This is a genomic window from Rufibacter aurantiacus, from assembly GCF_017916345.1.
GTDB classification, from domain to species: Bacteria; Bacteroidota; Bacteroidia; order Cytophagales; family Hymenobacteraceae; genus Nibribacter; species Nibribacter roseolus.
This window is the reverse complement of record NZ_JAFMSV010000002.1, coordinates 496905-514650: the sequence shown is the minus strand read 5'-3', so window position 1 is coordinate 514650 and position 17746 is coordinate 496905. Positions and strand designations below refer to the sequence as shown.

The window sequence follows — 17746 nt, the reverse complement described above, 5'->3', positions numbered from 1 at the left end:
GAAATGAAAAATATAAGCAAAGCAATTCTCTTGGCGGGCGTCTTATCCTTAGGTGCCTGTAAGGACAGTTTCCTGGAGGTTGACCCCATCACCAACGTAACGGATACAAACTACTACAGAACCCCGGAAGATGCTTTCAGGGCGTTGGTGGGCTGCTATGATGGCTTACAGATCATTTGGGCCGAAGGGATTAGTTTACCGGTGGCTTCTGAGGTAATGTCAGACAATGCCTTCGGGGGGACCGGGGCCTCAGACGGATTCGGGTACCAGATGCTGGACGAGTTTGACAGAGCCCGCTCTCCCGCCGATCAGAACCTGTTTGGATCTAACTGGACCGCCTACTACAAAGCGGTTTTCCGGTGCAATACCCTGATCGGGAAAATGGACCAGATCAACTGGACCGGAAGCGAGCAACTGAGAACGGCCTATGAGGCCGAAGCCAGGTACCTGCGGGCTTTCCTGTACTTTGACATGGTGCGTCTGTGGGGAAACATCCCCTTGATCACCGCTCCCACCACCGAGAACGTGCCCCAGGCCAACCCAGATGAAGTATACAAACTGATCGCCGAGGACCTGAAGTTTGCCGCCGAGAACCTGCCGGCTACGAATTATGCCGCGCAGGCGGTAGGTAACCGAGGTCGGGTAACCAAATGGGCCGCAGAGTCTCTCATTGGCCGGGTGTATCTGTATTATACCGGCTACTACGGTAAGTCAGATTTGGTGGGTACCGTTTCTCAGGCCCAGGCTTTGGCTTATCTGGAGGATGTGATTTCCAACAGCGGACATGGTTTGGTAGAGAACTTCGCTGACCTATGGCCGGCCGCGTCGGTGGCCAACTATGCCGGCGAAGACAACAAGGAAACGGTTTTTGCGGTGAAGTACACCTACACCAGCGACTACAACGGAAACACCGACGGTAACCACTGGATGGTGATGCTGGGCATGCGCGAGCAATTCAGCTACCCTTACGGAAATGGCTGGGGCGGCGGCACGGTGAACCCTAAACTCTGGACGGCCTACAGCACCAATGATACCCGTAAGGCGGCTTCCATTATTTCCATCGCGGATGAGAACATAGCTTTTGTGAACCAAGGAAAACAGCGGGAGTACACCGGTTACTACAACAAGAAGTACAGCCCCATGGTAGACGAGCAAGGCAACAGCATACCCGTTGAAAATGGCGCAGTGAACTTCATGATCGGTCAGTTCCAGGACTATGTCGCCATCCGGTTTGCAGATGTATTGTTGATGGCCGCTGAGTTGGGAAGCCCCAATGCCCAAAGCTATTTTGACCAGGTAAGAAGACGTGCCTACAAGGAAAACTTCACCCCGGTTGCTGTGTCAAAAGCGGCCATCATGGCAGAACGCCGGTTGGAGTTCGCCAACGAGGGAATCCGATACTGGGATCTGCTCCGCCAGGGCATAGATGTGGCGGCGAACGCAATCGCTGAGAGCACAACCTTGCTTAACGCCGGCTCTCCGGTGGCCAAGGTGATCGCGGCAAACAAGGTCAGAGAAACCCAGGGCTTGCAGCAGATTCCGTATACCCAGATCACCCTATCTAACGGAGTCCTGAAGCAAAATCCAGGTTGGTAATCGCATTGATGCAGGCAAAATAAATAGGAAGCTTTGGGCCTGATTTTCCAGAAACGTGCTCTAAACGAGACCAGGAATTCAGCCCCAGAAAGCTGCCTCAGACAATCAAAACTTATAAAGATGAAAAAGTTAAAAGCTATTTTCTCCCTCATACTCCTGGGCATGTTTGGTGTAACCGCCTGTCAGGACGATGACCATGCACTGGGGGCGCTGCTTTCCCCCTCGGATATTTCCATTAAGGTAGTCCAGGATTTATCCCTTGACCCCGGTGGAAACACGGTTATCCTGATCAACGAAACCCCGGAGACCATTTCCATGTGGGATTACCAGACCGGCAGGTCTACCCGCACCATTGACACCGTTAGATACGCCTTTGCGGGTGACTACACCATCAAGTTCTCGGCGGTGACCGGTGGCGGTATTGTGGAACTTCCAGCCAAAACCATAACGGTCACCCAGAACAATCTCAACTACGTGAATGACCCGCTGTGGACCGCCCTTTCCGGCGGACCGGGCAATGAGAAAACCTGGATTCTGGACATTGATGCCCACCACTTTGACGGTCCTTTGTACTTCTATGGCACAGACACCGGATGGGAGGGCGTATGTACCAAGGCCGGTGGAGACTGCTGGAACTGGAACCCAGACTACAAAGGCAATTCCTGGCTCATGCCGTATGGTGACTACGGCACCATCACCTTCAGCCTGAAAGGCGGCGCTACGGTGACGGCTAACCATCCTATGATCCCCGGCAAAGGCACCGAGACCGGTACTTACTTCCTGGATGCTGCCAAAAAGACCTTAACCCTAACCGGTGCTTCTATCCTGCATGATGCCAGCCGTGATGCTTGCGTAGCCGATTGGGGTAATATCAGGTTGCTGACCCTGACCGAGAACTCCATGCAGTTGGCGGTGCTGCGCAAAAGCTCCTGCGAAGGACCTGCCTTGCTGGTGTACAACTTCGTGCCTAAAGAGTAGTGCCTGAGAATATTTTAATTTATTGCCTATTATTTCATTAAAGGGCAAAAAGCAGAATCGGTTGGTGGACATCTGTAAAGCTGGTGGTCGCCAGCCGATTCCTTTTAAACCATTTCACCCATTATCTACCTCCACAAACATGATGCGGCAAAAACTGCACCTGCATACCCTGCTTATCACGCTAATGACTTTAGGAGCCTGTACTTCCACAGATACATTGGTAAGAGAACGCTCTGATTTCACCAAAAACTGGTCCTTTAACCTGGGAGATAATGCCAACGCCAAGGAAACCATCTTCAATGACAGCCAGTGGCGCAAACTGAGCGTGCCCCATGACTGGAGCGTGGAAGGCAAATTTGACGAGAAGAACCCGGCCGGCGTTGGAGGCGGCGCTTTGCCCGGCGGCATAGGTTGGTACCGCAAAACCTTTACCGTAGACGCTAAAGACAAAGACAAGCTGGTTTACCTGGACTTCGATGGCGTCTACACCAATTCTGAGGTCTGGGTCAACGGCCAATATTTGGGCAAAAGACCCTACGGCTACATCTCTTTCCGGTATGACATCACGCCGCACCTGAAATATGGGCCGGAGCAGAACGTGGTAGCCGTAAAAGTGGACAACGCCCAGCAGCCTAACTCACGCTGGTACTCCGGGTCCGGCATTTACCGCAGTGTGTGGCTGGTGAAAACCAATCCGGTGCACGTAGACCAGTGGGGCACGTTTGTGACCACGCCGCAGGTATCGGAGCAATCTGCGAGGGTAAACATTATTACCAGCATCAGAAATGCCAAACAGCAGGGCGGGAACATCACCTTGCGCACGCTGGTGGTGGATGCCCAGGGCAAGGAAGTCGCCCGCACTGCCTCAGAGAAAGTAGATTTGCAGAGCGAGGTTACGGAGGTGAAACAGGACCTGACCGTGACTGATCCAAAGCTGTGGTCGGTGGAGAATCCGTACCTGTACAAGGTGGTGACGCTGGTGGAGCAGAACGGCAAAGTGGTGGACAACTACGAGACGCCACTGGGCATCAGGACCTTCAATTTCGATGCGAAGACCGGTTTTACCCTCAACGGCAAACCCATTAAGATCAACGGCGTCTGTAACCACCATGACCTGGGAGCTTTGGGCGCGGCCATCAACGTGCGGGCATTGGAACGGCAACTGGAGATCATGAAGGGCATGGGCGTGAACGGCATCCGGACCTCGCACAACCCGCCGGCCCCTGAGCTGCTGGACCTCTGCGACAAAATGGGCTTCATTGTCATGGATGAGTCCTTTGACATGTGGAAGAAAGAGAAAAGCAAGTATGATTACAGCCTGGCCTGGGACCAGTGGCACAAACGTGATCTGGAAGATTTTATTAAACGCGACCGCAACCACCCCAGCGTGTTTATCTGGAGCGTCGGCAACGAGATACCGGAGCAGTGGGCCCCGGAAGGAACCACCATTGCCAAAGAACTGGTAAGCATCGTGAAAAACCTGGACACCACGCGTCCGGTGACGGTGGGCATCAATGAGCCCACGCCCAATAACACTATCTATAAATCAGGCGCCCTGGATTTGTTTGGCTTCAACTACCACCACCAGGATTTTGAGAAGTTTCCGCAGACCTTCCCGGGGCAGAAATTCATCGCTACCGAGACAGTATCCGCTTTGATGACCCGCGGGCACTATGACATGCCCTCAGATAGCCTCCGCCGCTGGCCCATCAGGTGGGATCTGCCTTTCACCACCGGCAACAAAGACCTCACTGTCTCGGCCTACGACAACGTGAGCACGCCTTGGGGTTCTACCCACGAGGAGACCTGGAAGGTGATGAAAAAGCACGCCTACCTGTCCGGACAATACATCTGGACCGGGTTCGATTACCTGGGCGAGCCCACGCCATACGGCTGGCCGGCCCGCAGCTCTTACTTCGGGATTGTGGATCTGGCCGGTTTCCCTAAAGACGTGTACTACATGTACAAAAGCGAGTGGACGAAGGGGCCGGTGCTGCACGTTTTCCCGCACTGGAACTGGGAGCCCGGCAAGACCGTGGATGTGATGGCCTACTACAATAACGCCGATGAGGTGGAGCTGTTTTTGAACGGCAAATCGGTGGGCGTGAAGAAGAAACAGGGCGATGACCTGCACGTAATGTGGCGCCTGCCTTTCCAACCGGGCACCCTGAGGGCGGTGTCCCGCGCAGGCGGCAAGGAAGTGCTTTCCAAAGAAATCAAGACTGCCGGCGCCCCGGCCAAAATTGTGCTGGAAGCCGACCGCACCCAGATTTCCGCCGATGGCAAGGACCTTTCCTTTGTGACGGTGAAGATCCTGGACAAAGACGGCAACCTGGTGCCCCGCGCCGATAACCTGGTTCACTTCACCATAGACGGAAAGGCCACCATCGCGGGCGTGGACAACGGGCTGCAAACCAGCATGGAGTCCTTTAAAGCGAATCACCGGAAAGCCTTCAACGGCCTCTGCCTCGCCATTTTGCAGGCCCAGGAAGAAGCCGGCACCGTGAAGCTGACCGCCACCTCTGAAGGGCTTGCCCCGGCTACCGTGACCATCCAACTGAAAAAGTAAAAGTCAACCCTCTGTTTTAAGCCTGATTCTGAAGAATTAGCCTTAAAATAGAGGGAAAAATATGTTCTTAAAGATAATTTCCTACATGAAAAAACAAGTATCGCTCTTCCTGCTCTTAGTGCTGTTGGTTTGCTACGGAGCCTCGGCACAGAACAAAATCAAGGTGGCCTGCGTGGGCAACAGCATCACCGAGGGGGCTGGTCTTACCCAGCCTTATCCCATGGTGCTGCAGCAACTCTTAGGCGATGGCTACGAAGTGCGCAACTACGGCATGGGCGGCCGCACGCTCCTGAAAAAAGGTGATTTCCCGTTCTGGAACGAGAGCAAGTACCAGGATGCCCTTGCCTGGAACCCAGACATCGTGATCATCAAACTGGGTACCAACGACTCCAAGCCTCAGAACTGGAAATTCAAGGACGAGTTCATCCCAGACTACGTGCAGTTTGTGAACTCTTTCAAAAAATTGCCCTCAAAACCCAAAGTGTACGTCTGTACCCCGGTGCCGGTGTTCGAAGAGAAATTCAGCATCCGGAAAGAGGTGGTGAATACGGAGGTGCTGCCGGCGGTGAAAAAAGTAGCCAAAAAAACCAAGGTAAAGACCATTGACCTGTATACGCCGTTTCTGGGCAAGGCAGACCTCACCTATGACGGTATCCACCCCAATGATGCCGGCGCGGCTTTGCTGGCCCAGGAGGTCTTCAAAGGCCTGAAAATCAAAGCCCCGAAAGCCGCCAGCCGATAACCCCCGTTTCAGGCCTGATTATGCCAAATCAGGCCTGAGACAGAGTTTTTGCTCAGCATAGTTCTGCTGAGAAAGGCTGCGTTTGCCCATTTTGTAACCTATTCTTTACCGTATTCCGCTTTTCAATGCCGCTCCGTTACATTTTCCTTTTGCTGGTTTTACTTTTCACGGGAGGTTCGTTCACGGCCTCGGGCCAGGCAGATTTCTTCAGTCAGCCCAGGAAAGGCTTTGCCAGTTGGCTGCCGGCGGCCAGTTGGGAACACGCGCTGCTTAGCGGTAACGGAGCCATGGGCGCCATGGTCATGGGCAACCCGCATGATGAGACCATCATCCTGAACCAGGCCCAGCTGTATCTGCCCGCCACTGAGCCTAAACCGCCTATTGACCAGGCCAGTCGGCTGGACGAGATTCGCGCGTTAATTCTGGCTGGGAAAGGGGAGGAGGCCGCCAAAGTTCCGGTGGAGCAGAGCATGAAAGAAGGTTACGGTGGCCACCTGTGGTCTAACCCGTACGTGCCCGCCTTTGACGTGCGCCTGCAGATGGAACCATCCAACGTACAGAAATACGTGCGTACCGTAGACTTTGAGACCGGTGAGGCCAACGTCACCTGGACCGATGCCAACGGCACCTACCAGCGCCGCCTGTTCGTCTCCCGCCCAGATAGCGCCATTGTCATTTCCATCAAAGGAACCGGAAAGATCAACGGCCGCCTGTCCTTCGCCCGCCGGCCTGTGGAATGGACCCAGTGGGAGCAGATCAATAAGACCGTGGAGAGCGTGAACATCGGCGCTGCCGATAACAAATGGCTTACCTACAGAAGCGCCTACAAAAAGCGCTGGCCGGGCAGCCTAGAGGGCTACGAAGGCGTGGGCCGGGTAGAGGTGAAAGGCGGTAGCTCACGCACTGAGGGCAACGAGTTCATTGTCCAGAACGCCGATGAGGTGCTGGTGTTCATCAAGATCAACGCGAACTATGACTACGCGCAATCGCAGGTAGACCAGATCAAAGAGCATTTGTCTGGCTTGCCCGCAGATTACCAAACCTTGGTTTCGCGCCACCGCAACGTGCACGGCGAGCTGTTCAATAGAGTAAAGCTTGATCTAGGCGGCGGGGCCGATGCGAACCTGTACACCGAGGCTTTGAACCTGAAAACCAAAACCGGGCAGGTGGCACCCGCCATCATTGAAAAGCAGTTTGATGCCACCCGCTATCACATCATCTCGGCTACCGGCATCAATCCGCCTAACCTGCAGGGCATTTGGGGCGGTACCTGGTCACCGGCCTGGTCGTCAGATTTCACCCATGACGGCAACGTGGAGGTCGCCATCTCGGCGCTGCTCACCAGCCGGGTTCCGGAGTTGATGCTGGCTTACTTTGACTACCATGACAAGCGCCTGCAATTCTACCGAGACAACGCAAAAAGGATGTTCGGGACGCGAGGCATCCACGTGCCCTCGCACACCAGCAGCCACGGTTGGGATAATCACTTTGACCCCATCTGGTGCCTCAGCCTCTGGACAGGCGGGGCCGGCTGGACCGCCAGCTTTTACAACGATTATTGGCTCCACACCGGCGACCGCAAGTTCCTGAAGGAGCGCGCCTACCCGTTCATGAAGGAATCGGCGCTGTTCTATGAGGATTTTTTGAAAACTGGCCTGAATGGAAAGTACGTGTTCAACCCGTCATACTCACCTGAGAACAACCCGGCTAATTTCAAGTCCCAAGCCAGCATCAACGCCACCATGGACGTGATGATCGCGAAGCAACTGCTTAGGAACTGCATCTCGGCCGCGCAGGAGTTGAAGACTGACAAGGCCCAGGTGAAGATCTGGCAGGAGATGCTCACCAAAATGCCCGCCTATGAACTGGACGAGGCCGGTGCCTTGAAGGAATGGCTCTGGCCTGGACTGCAGAACAACCACCAGCACCGGCACATTTCGCACTTGTACAGCCTCTATGACCAGGTAGATCCAGACTTTAAGAACAACCCTCAGTTGCTGGCAGGAGCGCGCAAAGTGGTGGAGGAGAAAATGAAGTTCCGCTACAAAGAAAACGGCGGGGAGATGGTCTTCGGGATGGCGCAATTGGCTTTTGTGACCGCCAACCTGGAAGATGCGCCTACCACCGCCCAACTGATTGACTGGCTCTCGCGCTTCTATTGGACCAACGGCCTGGGCACCTACCATAATCCGGGTTCTTTGTTTAACATGGATTTGAGTGGCGGTTACCCCTCGGTGATCATGCGGGCGCTGGTGTACTCAGAGCCGGGTTTGGTGAAGGTGTTACCGGCGGTGCCGGAGACCTGGCAAACCGGCAGCATCTCCGGTTTGCTCCTGCGCGGCGGGGTGGAAGTAAAAAGCCTTGCCTGGAGTCAGCAGGAGGTAACCCTGGTGTTGCAGGCTCCTAAAAAGCAAAGTGTCGCGCTGCAAGCCCCTAAAAACATGCTATTGGTTTCCGGCGCGAAAGCCGCCAACGGACAAAGAACCAATAAAGTGGATCTACCCGCTAACAAAGAAATTAAGCTTGTTTTCCGGGCGAAGTAGGTTCACCTTCCGGTGATTTTGTGAAAAGCCATTGTTTCTAAAACAGCAAGGGCCGCAGTTTTCCATACTGCGGCCCTTGCTGTTTTAGACCTGTTTTCAGGAAAGTAGCCTTATAATGTGCGGACATCAGCATACTTATTTCGAAAACCCATGCAGATACTGGCGCTAGGATGTTCCTCTTTAAAGCAGTTGGAAAAGTCTCGCCAGCGAACTTGAATGCTTCAGCGGCAAGGGAGCTGTTAAGAAAGTGGTTTGCCACGACAAAAGTAAATGCGATTCGGGGCTGTTTTCATCAAAACACCCCCGAATCGCATTTATAGTATTGGGCTAACCTGGAGGTTGAATATCTATTTGATGAACGCCTGATAGCGGCGGAGGGCTTCAATGTAGTAATAATCGCCGTAGGTGAGGGGCGTGTCTACTTCTGTGCCGGCTGGGTGGTGTCCCACGCCATGCTTCAGGATAAAGCCTCCGTTTGTGCCTGGTGCCGCGCGGTAGGTGTCTGTTGATAAAGTTTGGAGGATGGTCTCAGCGGCGCTGAAGTACTTGCGGGCCGCCGCATTCGGGGCATAGCGGCAGAGTTCCAGCAGGGCGGCCGCGTTGATGGCCCCGGCAGAAGCATCCCGCAAGGCATTCGGAATATTGGGAGCATTAAAGTCCCAATATGGGATCTTGTCTTCGGGTAGGTTGGGATGGTTCAGCATGAAATCAGCCATATGGATGGCTTGGGTCAGGTACTTCGGGTCTTTGGTCTCGCGGTACATGACTGTATAACCATACAGGCCCCAGGCCTGTCCGCGCGCCCAGGCAGATTCATCAGCGTAGCCTTGGGCAGTTCTCTTTTGTTGCACCGCTCCCGTGGCTGGGTCATAATTGATGACGTGGTAGGAGCTGTAATCTAGCCGGAAATGGTTTTTAAGCGTGGTGTTGGCGTGCGTAACGGCAAGTTTGTAGAAAGAAGAATCCCCGGTGGCCCGGGTGGCCCAGAACAGCAGTTCCAGGTTCATCATGTTGTCAATGATCACCAGAAACTCATTCTTGTCAGAGTCCCATGATTTAATGGCTCCAACTTTAGGGTTGAACCTTGAAGAAAGCGATTTGGCACTGTTCACCAGGATGTCTTTGTACTCGGCTTTTGGCGTTATCTCGTTTGCCTTGCCAAAACTGCAATACATCATAAACCCCAGGTCATGGGTGGAAGTGTTGAATTGTTCTTTCTTCAGGGCCTCTAACATGCGGTTCGCTTCTGAATTCAGTTGCTTGTCGTTGGTGGCCTGGAAAAGGTAAAGCAAGGTGCCCGGATAGAAGCCGCTGCACCACCAGTCAGAGCCGCTGGTTTCCAAACTGTCTTTTTTGGCGTGATAGGTCTTCGGGAATCTGTTAGCCGGAAGCTTTGCTGCCAGAATTTTGTATTGAGCCGCGGCATCCTGGTAGATTCCGGAGATGGTCTTGGTGGGGATGTTCGTTTTCTGGGGAACCTCTATTACAGCTGTTTTGCTGGAACTGCAGTTAAACTGCAGAAATAGCCCGCTTATCAAAAGCGCCTTCATTAAGATCCGGGTCATTCGCATGGTTGGTCAGGGAGGAAGTGTTCTACCTGCAAGGATAAGGTTTTAGTTGTGAACCGCAATGGAGGGGTAGGTTGTTTTGGAGACCTGTATGGACCTTTAAGTACTTGGGAGTATGATTTCCAAAACCTCAGCCTGTTTGTCTATGTTTTGCCAACAGTTCAAGCGCTTATAAGATATATCAGCAGCCCTTGGGCTTGCTGCTCCCTGCCAAAAGAAACAACTTACTTACCTTCTTTTTAGCAATGATGTAATAGTTGTAACAGTAGAATATAATGGCTGCCCATTTTGGGAGGATCTATTATTGAAAAGCCTCTACCCTGTACTATGTCTGAGCGAAAGTTTAGAGGGTGCCTGCTCAAGCTCTTGGCAGAAAGGAAGTGTTTTGTAAAATCGTTAAGTAAAAAGCATTATAGGTGATTTTTTAAGTGATTTTACTTTTAAGTATTGCAATAAATATAGCAATGTAGTTGCTTTGATAAGGATAGAATAATTGGGTGTGCTTAAAAATGTTATAAACTAAAAATAGGGGGGAGGGATGATTTGTAAACAGAAGAGTAGGTTATTCTTTTTAAGAAAAAGTTGGTTCTGGTGCCATTTTGCTTGTTTGGCGTTAAAAATGGACCTGGTTTTTCTAAAATTTTCAATGGATTTAACATTTGATGCCCTACCCTGAAACATTGATGGGCGTTTTTGAAGAAAGAAATGCCTAGATTTATCATATTGAAAAAAGGAGAGTTGCCTTAGAAATATCTTGTTAAGTAGTATTTCAAGTTCCTCTCTGAAAGGGGAGACTACTTTGCAAGGTGAAGTTCATGCGAGGTATAAGAGTGAAGCCGCAGCAAGTAAGCCAAGCACGCTCGTTAGGATCTTCTCCTGGCTATTTCTTCGCTGGCGTTTCAACTACTTACCAGCCTGATTACAATGAGGTGTAAATATTGAGTCAGTAAAGGGTAAATAGGATAAAAGAATACCAGTTTAGAGGTCTTCCTGACACTTATATATAATCAATTACTTATCAGAAAAACACCTTTTTACTTAACTCAGGCAACATAGATACCTGTCTTGGTCTGTTTTTCTGCTTTGTATAAATTTGAAATAATCTGAACTGCATTATGAATTCTCTAAAAACAGATATTTTAAAGAAGAGTAAATTTTGTTTATGGAAATGGAATTTGTTTTCTATATTTATGCCAACGTTGGCGTACATGGTTAGGTTAGACTGCCGCAATCAATCAAAGAATTGATAAGAAAGTATTATACGACGGCTTTAAATCTTCTTAGATTTGTAAGGTTACTGAAAGTGTTTGGAGGGTGCTGAAGGATGGAGAGGAACGTGACTGGTCTAAAAAGTGACTTTTGGTCCAAACAGGAACAAAACATATGGAGGTTCTCCCCTAAAACCTCTGGTAGAGCATTAAAAGGCTTATTCTACTTGATTTTACTTGACACCAATTTCTTAAAGTTAATCTCCTGACTAGAGTGCATCTAGTGAGTTTTTATTATTCACCACTATACTATGTTTACTACCTAATTCAAATTACCCTATGATTCAAAACTTATACTCAGACAAAAATTACCAAAAAAGTAATTACGTCTTGAAATCTAAGAAAGTCTGGATGATGATAGCCATGGTATTGGCTATTCTGACCCAGGCTTTTGATGGTTTGGCCCAGACAGCCAGACGGACCATTACTGGTAGAGTAACCGCGGCTGCTGATAACTCAGGTATGCCAGGCGTGAGCGTAGTAGTAAAGGGTACCACCACTGGAGCCTCTACAGATGCGAACGGAAACTTCTCTTTGGAGGCAGGCAATGCCGATGTGTTGGTAGTGACCTTCATTGGCTATGTGTCTCAGGAAGTGCCGGTAGGGAACAACACTAATATTAATGTGAGTTTGAGAGAAGATGCTCAGACTTTGAACGAGGTAGTAGTAACCGGTTATGGTGAACTGAGAGCCAGTGATGTGCCTGCGGCGCAGACTAGTATCGGTGCAAAAGCCATTGAAAGAACTGTAAACACTACGGTAGAGCAAGCTATCCAGGGACGTGCACCAGGGGTGTATGTAACTCAGAATACAGGTGCTCCGGGTGGTGGTATCTCTGTGAACATCAGAGGTATCAACTCTATCAACGGATCTAACGAGCCATTATATGTAATTGATGGTGTTCAGGTTCAGGGTGCTACTTCTACTTCAGGTGTTAACCCATTGGCCTCTTTGAACCCATCTGATATTGAAAGCATGGACATTTTGCAAGGTCCTTCTGCTACCGCTATCTATGGTTCACGTGGTACCAACGGGGTAGTTTTGATCACAACAAAAAGAGGTAAAGCTGGTGACTTGAAAATCAATTACTCTTTCTTGAACAGTGTGCAAACTTCACCTAAGCCACTGGATGTAATGAATCTGCGCGAATACGCCCAGATGGATAATGAGTACAAAGCGTTGGCAGGTGGTGCGGTACGCGAAGACTTCCTTGATCCTTCTATCCTGGGTGAAGGAACCAACTGGCAGCGTGAGTTATTCAACAACGCGCCAATGAACAAGCACCAGTTGAGCCTGAGCGGCGGTAGTGAGAACACCAGATTCTATTTGTCAGGTGAGTACCTGGATCAGGAAGGTGTGGCCGTAGGATCAGGATTTGATCGTGCTTCAGTTAGGTTGAACCTAGATAGCAAAGCCCGTAAATGGCTTAACTTAGGTGCTAACTTGAACTTTGCCCAAACAAACGAGCAGATTTCTACAACTCAGTGGGATATCATCAATAATGCCATTCAGTTATCTCCAGCCATTCCGGTAAGAAACCTTGATGGAACCTACGGTGGTGGTGAGCCTAGACTTAACCCAGATGGTAGTGTTTCTGAGGCTGAGCGTTTTACCCCAGCTAACCCTATCGGTTTAGCGAACATTATCACCAACGATATGGTGAGACGCCGGATCTTGGGTGGTCTGAATGCAACTGTAAACCTGGCTGAAGGATTAGAATTCCGTACCTCGTTCAATGCTGATTACGGAACCGGGTTCGGTACCACTTTCTTGCCAACTTACACCTTTGGTTATCAGAGAAACGTAATTGCCCGTCTGGATATCCGGAACGAGACTAATACTTATTGGAACTGGAACCAGATGTTGCAATACGCCAAACAGTTTGGTAAGCACAGCTTAACCTTGATGGCCACTCACGAATCACAGGCCTCTACCTGGCAGAACACTACCCTTGGCAGAAGCGGTTTCAATACAAACGAAATCATTGATATCAATGCCGGTGAGCAAAATGCCAACCAAAGAACCGGTGGTGGACAAGGTGACTGGGCTATGGAGTCTTACCTGGGTCGTGTGAACTATAACTTTGGAGACCGTTACATTCTGCAAGGTGCATTCCGTGCCGATGGTTCAGCAAACTTTGGTCCTGACAACAGATGGGGTTATTTCCCTTCCATATCCGCCGCCTGGCGCGTGTCTGAAGAGCCATTCTTTGCTATTCCGGTAGTAAGTGATTTGAGATTGCGTTTTGAAACTGGTTTAACCGGTAATCAGGGAGCTGGCGGTAACATCTATGCAAGACTTCAGCAGTACCCAACAGAGTGGGGATCTGGGTTCTTGGCAGCCAACTATCCTAACCCAAATTTCAAGTGGGAAGAGACCTTAACCAATAACGCTGGTATCAACCTGGGCTTATTTGAGAACCGTGTTCAGATTGAGGCCGACTACTACATCAAGAAAACAGACAACGTAATCGTTAGAAGCTCCCTGCCTTGGTACATGGGATCTACTGGTAGCGGTTCCGTTCAGGCTCCTTTGGTGAACTTTGGCGCCCTTCAAAATAAAGGCTGGAGTGCATCATTGAACACTGTTAACATTGATAAAGGTGGTTTCAAATGGGAAACAAACCTTAACATCTCCCACTTCCAGGCTGAGGTTACTAAACTCTATACCGAAACCAGTGTAGTGGCCCGCAATGCCCCAGACTGGTATATCCAACCACTTTGGTCACAAAGAACGGTAGTAGGTGAATCTCCTTGGTTCTTCTATGGTTACATTGAAGAAGGTATTTTCCAGACGGTAGAAGAGGTGCAAAACAGTGCCCGCCCTGCTGATAGCCAAGGAAAGCCTTTCCCAGTTGGAGAGAATAGTGTTTGGGTTGGTGATGTGAAATTCCGTGACCTGAATGGCGATGGAGTAATCACTGAGCAGGACATGACCAAAATTGGTAGCCCATGGCCTAAATACTTTGGTGGTTTCACCAATGATTTCACTTACAAAGGCTTTAACCTGAGCGTGCTTTTAACCGGAACATTTGGTAACGATGTGTACAACTACGTTCGTTTCCGTAATGCAAACCCTAACAACATCAACGTAGGACAGAACATGTTCAGAGAAGCTCGGGACTATGCCAGAGTGAATTCAGAAGGTGTGTTGGAAAACCCTGGTACAATTGTGCCTCGTCTTTCTGGCGGTGATGTGAACAAGAACTTTGCCCGTCACACAACTAAATATGTAGAAGATGGCTCTTTTGTGAGAATCAAGAACATCTCTTTGAACTACAGTTTACCTAATTCACTTGTTGCCAGACAAAAATTTGTGAAGGCAGCCAGAGTAGGTGTTAGCGCTCAAAACCTGTATACTTTCACTAAATACACCGGTTACGATCCTGAGGTTGGTACATATGTTGGACCAAATGTTGGAAATGATAGTGCACCGATTGGGGTTGATACCGGCCGTTATCCAATTACCCCTATCTATTCTTTCAACATTGGAATTGATTTCTAATTTTAACTGCAATACATAATATGATTAATAGATATATTTTAGCCGGGGCCTTTGCCGCTCTGGCTATGTTCACCGGCTGTAAAGAAGACTTTTTAGAGAGGCCACCACTGGATACGCTTACTGACGGCGCTTTCTTTAAGACCGATGCCCAGGTTCTGGCAGCTACTGCTCCTCTATACAACGTGGCTTGGAAAGATTACCATGATCAGGCTTCTTATTACATAGGTGATATCCGGGGTGGTACCTTGTTCTACCCATGGGAAGGCCCGGCAGAGCGCAGAGACAATGTGTTCTTCAGAGCTACCGGCGTTTCTAAATCCACCTTGTGGGCTTACCAGGCTTGCTACAATGTTATTGCGCAGTCAAACATGGCTATCTATAACATTAACAAGCTAGCTGGCCCAGATGTAACTGCAGCCGCTAAAAACCAGGCAATTGGAGAGGCGCGTTTCATGCGTGCAACTGCTTACAGCATTCTGGTAACTACCTTTGGTGAAGTTCCAATCATTACAGACAACGTTGCGGACTTAAATAACGCGGAGAAAGTGCGCAATACCATTCCTAGTGTATGGGAGTTCATTACCCGTGATTATTTGTTTGCAGCAGAGAATTTGCCTCTTACCTCTACCCAACCCGGAAGAGTAACCAGATGGTCGGCTGAAGGTATGTTAGCCCGTACCTATCTTACCCGTGCCGGTGTTGGTGCTTCAGGTGGTCAGAGAAATCAGGAATTCTTAGACAAGGCTAAAGAATATGCTCAACGGGTAATTACCCAAAGCGGCAAAACTTTGATCAGACCTTACGAGAACCTTTTCAAATACCCATACGACAACAACGCGGAGTCTTTATTTGAAAACCAGTGGGTATTTGGTGAAAACTATGCGGCCGCTAACACCATGGCTTCTCAAATTTACCCAATGGGTGAAATAGCCGTGAACAACGATGGTTGGGGTGGTAACTACAGCGCTACCTGGTGGATGATGAGCTTGTACGAAGGCCTGATCACCAACCAGGAAGATAATGACCCGGCTAACGATGGACTAGCCAAAGGCTTTACCATGGACCAGCGGTTAAAAGCCACCTTTATGCTGCCAGGTTTCAATTATCCTGAAATTACTGTGAAAGATCCTTCCGGTAAACCAAAAGAGAAGTTGACTTGGGCTGCACCAGGCGCAGGAGCCACCAACAACTACGCTGTTATCAAAAAGTATGTGGTTGGAAATGAGTATGACTTGGGTGGACAAGCCGCTCAGCAAAGATATCCGCACAACACCTATATGTTGCGTCTGGCAGAGATGTACCTGACTTATGTGGATGCCGCAGTTGGAAATGCCGAGTCAACATCTGATCCGGTGGCTATCCAATACCTCAACGAAATCCGTACCCGGGCCGGTTTACAACCTATTGCCGGGCCAATCCAGATGAACCGTAACTACCCATTGTCTGGAGAAGACCAGGTGTTTGAAGAGTGGGTGAAGGAGTTTGCCATGGAAAATCTAACCTGGTATGAGTTAGTAAGAATCCATTACTATAATCCACAGAAAGCATTCAATATCATCAACAACCAGGACCGTGCCTTGTTCCTGGCGGCGCCGGATCGTTTTCCTAACCCAACCGGTTGGACATTTACCAAAACCTCTTGGGTTACTGAACGGACTCCTAATGTCAGCGATGCTAATTTCTACATGCCGCTGCCATCTGTGGAGCTTAGCCAGTCGCCAAGCTTAGGCCAACCAGCCGTTGATTATGAATTTAAGGACTAGAAATTAAGATTCAGATAAGAGAATATTTGTATGAAAAGTCAATTGAAATATTTCCTGTTCCTTTTTGTTGCCTTGGTGATGACAGGGACTTTCACCAGCTGTTCGGAAGATGATGATCTTCCGAACGGCGGTAAACCCATGATTAGCTATGTGCGGGTTACCCGCCCAGCAGCATCTGATTCCCTTGTTGTGAAGGCCGGACAGGGACAAATGATCGCCATTATTGGTGAGAACCTGCAAGATGTCCGTGAATTATGGATAAATGACCGGGAGGCAGCGCTGCAGTCTACCTTTATCACCAGCACTTCTATCATCACCCGTGTGCCATCAGACATCCCAACTGAAATCACAAACAAGATGCGTCTGATATTCGCAAACGGTGAGGTTTTGGAACATGATTTTACGGTAGATATCAGCGAGCCATTACCTACTTACATGGAAAGTGAGTTCGTAAACGCTGGTGAAGTTGCAACTATCAGAGGAAGCTTCTTCTATGAGCCGGTACACGTTTTCTTTACCGGTGCCAATGGGGCTCAAGTAGAAGGAGAGGTTGTTGACGTATTGCCTAACGAAATCCAGGTAAGAGTACCAGCAGATGCCCAGCCAGGACCTCTTACTATCAAGAGCAATTTTGGCGAGACAGAGACTTCTTTCTGGTTCCGTGATAACCGCAACATCATTGCCGATTATGAAGACACTGATTTCGGCGGCTGGTGGCATGGTCCAACTTACATCACCAGTGGTGGATCAGGTATTGACCCAATCAGTGGGAAATTCCTGCGCATTGACAAAGAGAATACAGGCGGTTGGTTTGAGGCATGGGTTGGTGAAGGAACGGTAAAAGAAAAAACCAAAAACATTCCGGCTGATGCTTTTGCAAACCCAGGTAACTACGTGCTTAAGTTTGAGATGAATACAGTTTCTCCGTTGGCTTATAACGGTATTCGGATCATGTTCAGCAGTAATGGTGGTCCTGGAAACAGAGATTTAGCTACTTATACCTGGGCAGCAAACATTGATACTAAGAACAAGTGGCAAACTGTAACTATTCCTTTCAAGGATATCCATGAGGCTAATAACAAAAACGGTAACACGTTCACCTATAATGCCAGTGGTTACGCAGTTTCCTTCCATTTCGTAGGCCCAGGCACTAAAGCCCAGTTTGCGATGGACAATGTACGAGTAGTACCAAATGTTATCCCATAACGAAACCCT

General features: G+C 49.6%; 9 protein-coding genes. 8 read left to right on the top strand and 1 reads right to left on the bottom strand.

What is annotated here, in order from left to right; translation table 11 throughout:
• Positions 1 to 3: 3 nt before the first annotated feature.
• The 5 genes from J3P34_RS07580 to J3P34_RS07560 all read left to right on the top strand — a co-directional run bounded on the left by J3P34_RS07580 (position 4) and on the right by J3P34_RS07560 (position 8428).
• A complete protein-coding gene (locus J3P34_RS07580) occupies positions 4 to 1596 on the top strand; it encodes a RagB/SusD family nutrient uptake outer membrane protein (RefSeq protein ID WP_210487598.1) in 1593 nt (530 codons plus the stop codon).
• Between the two features lie 120 nt (positions 1597 to 1716).
• Positions 1717 to 2574 (top strand): hypothetical protein, encoded by an 858-nt coding sequence (locus J3P34_RS07575; RefSeq protein ID WP_210487595.1) that lies wholly within the window; start codon positions 1717 to 1719, stop codon positions 2572 to 2574.
• A gap of 139 nt (positions 2575 to 2713) precedes the next feature.
• Positions 2714 to 5143 carry a beta-galactosidase GalB gene (gene galB / locus J3P34_RS07570; protein ID WP_210487593.1) on the top strand — a complete coding sequence of 810 codons (2430 nt, stop codon included), beginning with the start codon at positions 2714 to 2716 and terminating at the stop codon, positions 5141 to 5143.
• An 85-nt stretch (positions 5144 to 5228) separates the two neighbouring features.
• Positions 5229 to 5885 (top strand): GDSL-type esterase/lipase family protein, encoded by a 657-nt coding sequence (locus tag J3P34_RS07565; RefSeq protein ID WP_210487591.1) that lies wholly within the window; start codon positions 5229 to 5231, stop codon positions 5883 to 5885.
• Positions 5886 to 6010: 125 nt separating this feature from the next.
• Positions 6011 to 8428, top strand: coding sequence for a glycosyl hydrolase family 95 catalytic domain-containing protein (locus tag J3P34_RS07560; protein ID WP_210487589.1), 2418 nt, complete (start codon positions 6011 to 6013; stop codon positions 8426 to 8428).
• A 347-nt stretch (positions 8429 to 8775) separates the two neighbouring features.
• Here the strand turns inward: J3P34_RS07560 and J3P34_RS07555 are convergent, their stop codons facing one another.
• The gene (locus J3P34_RS07555; protein ID WP_246853588.1) at positions 8776 to 9993 is read right to left on the bottom strand and encodes a glycoside hydrolase family 88 protein; all 1218 of its coding nucleotides are present in this window, start codon (positions 9991 to 9993) and stop codon (positions 8776 to 8778) included.
• Between the two features lie 1601 nt (positions 9994 to 11594).
• Between J3P34_RS07555 and J3P34_RS07550 the strand changes: the two genes are divergently transcribed.
• The 3 genes from J3P34_RS07550 to J3P34_RS07540 are packed head-to-tail and all read left to right on the top strand — an operon-like array spanning position 11595 to position 17737.
• The gene (locus tag J3P34_RS07550) at positions 11595 to 14768 is read left to right on the top strand and encodes a SusC/RagA family TonB-linked outer membrane protein (protein ID WP_246853587.1); all 3174 of its coding nucleotides are present in this window, start codon (positions 11595 to 11597) and stop codon (positions 14766 to 14768) included.
• 20 nt (positions 14769 to 14788) lie between these two features.
• Complete coding sequence (locus J3P34_RS07545) at positions 14789 to 16531, top strand: RagB/SusD family nutrient uptake outer membrane protein (protein ID WP_210487587.1); 1743 nt, start codon at positions 14789 to 14791, stop codon at positions 16529 to 16531.
• A 30-nt stretch (positions 16532 to 16561) separates the two neighbouring features.
• Positions 16562 to 17737 (top strand): glycan-binding surface protein, encoded by a 1176-nt coding sequence (locus tag J3P34_RS07540; RefSeq protein ID WP_210463669.1) that lies wholly within the window; start codon positions 16562 to 16564, stop codon positions 17735 to 17737.
• Positions 17738 to 17746: the final 9 nt, after the last annotated feature.

Excerpts from the sequence above, each read along its gene's own strand:
- J3P34_RS07580 (WP_210487598.1), top strand. The coding sequence starts at position 4 with ATGAAAAATATAAGCAAAGCAATTCTCTTGGCGGGCGTCTTATCCTTA.
- J3P34_RS07575 (WP_210487595.1), top strand. The coding sequence starts at position 1,717 with ATGAAAAAGTTAAAAGCTATTTTCTCCCTCATACTCCTGGGCATGTTT.
- galB (WP_210487593.1), top strand. The coding sequence starts at position 2,714 with ATGATGCGGCAAAAACTGCACCTGCATACCCTGCTTATCACGCTAATG.
- J3P34_RS07565 (WP_210487591.1), top strand. The coding sequence starts at position 5,229 with ATGAAAAAACAAGTATCGCTCTTCCTGCTCTTAGTGCTGTTGGTTTGC.
- J3P34_RS07560 (WP_210487589.1), top strand. The coding sequence starts at position 6,011 with ATGCCGCTCCGTTACATTTTCCTTTTGCTGGTTTTACTTTTCACGGGA.
- J3P34_RS07555 (WP_246853588.1), bottom strand. The coding sequence starts at position 9,993 with ATGACCCGGATCTTAATGAAGGCGCTTTTGATAAGCGGGCTATTTCTG.
- J3P34_RS07545 (WP_210487587.1), top strand. The coding sequence starts at position 14,789 with ATGATTAATAGATATATTTTAGCCGGGGCCTTTGCCGCTCTGGCTATG.
- J3P34_RS07540 (WP_210463669.1), top strand. The coding sequence starts at position 16,562 with ATGAAAAGTCAATTGAAATATTTCCTGTTCCTTTTTGTTGCCTTGGTG.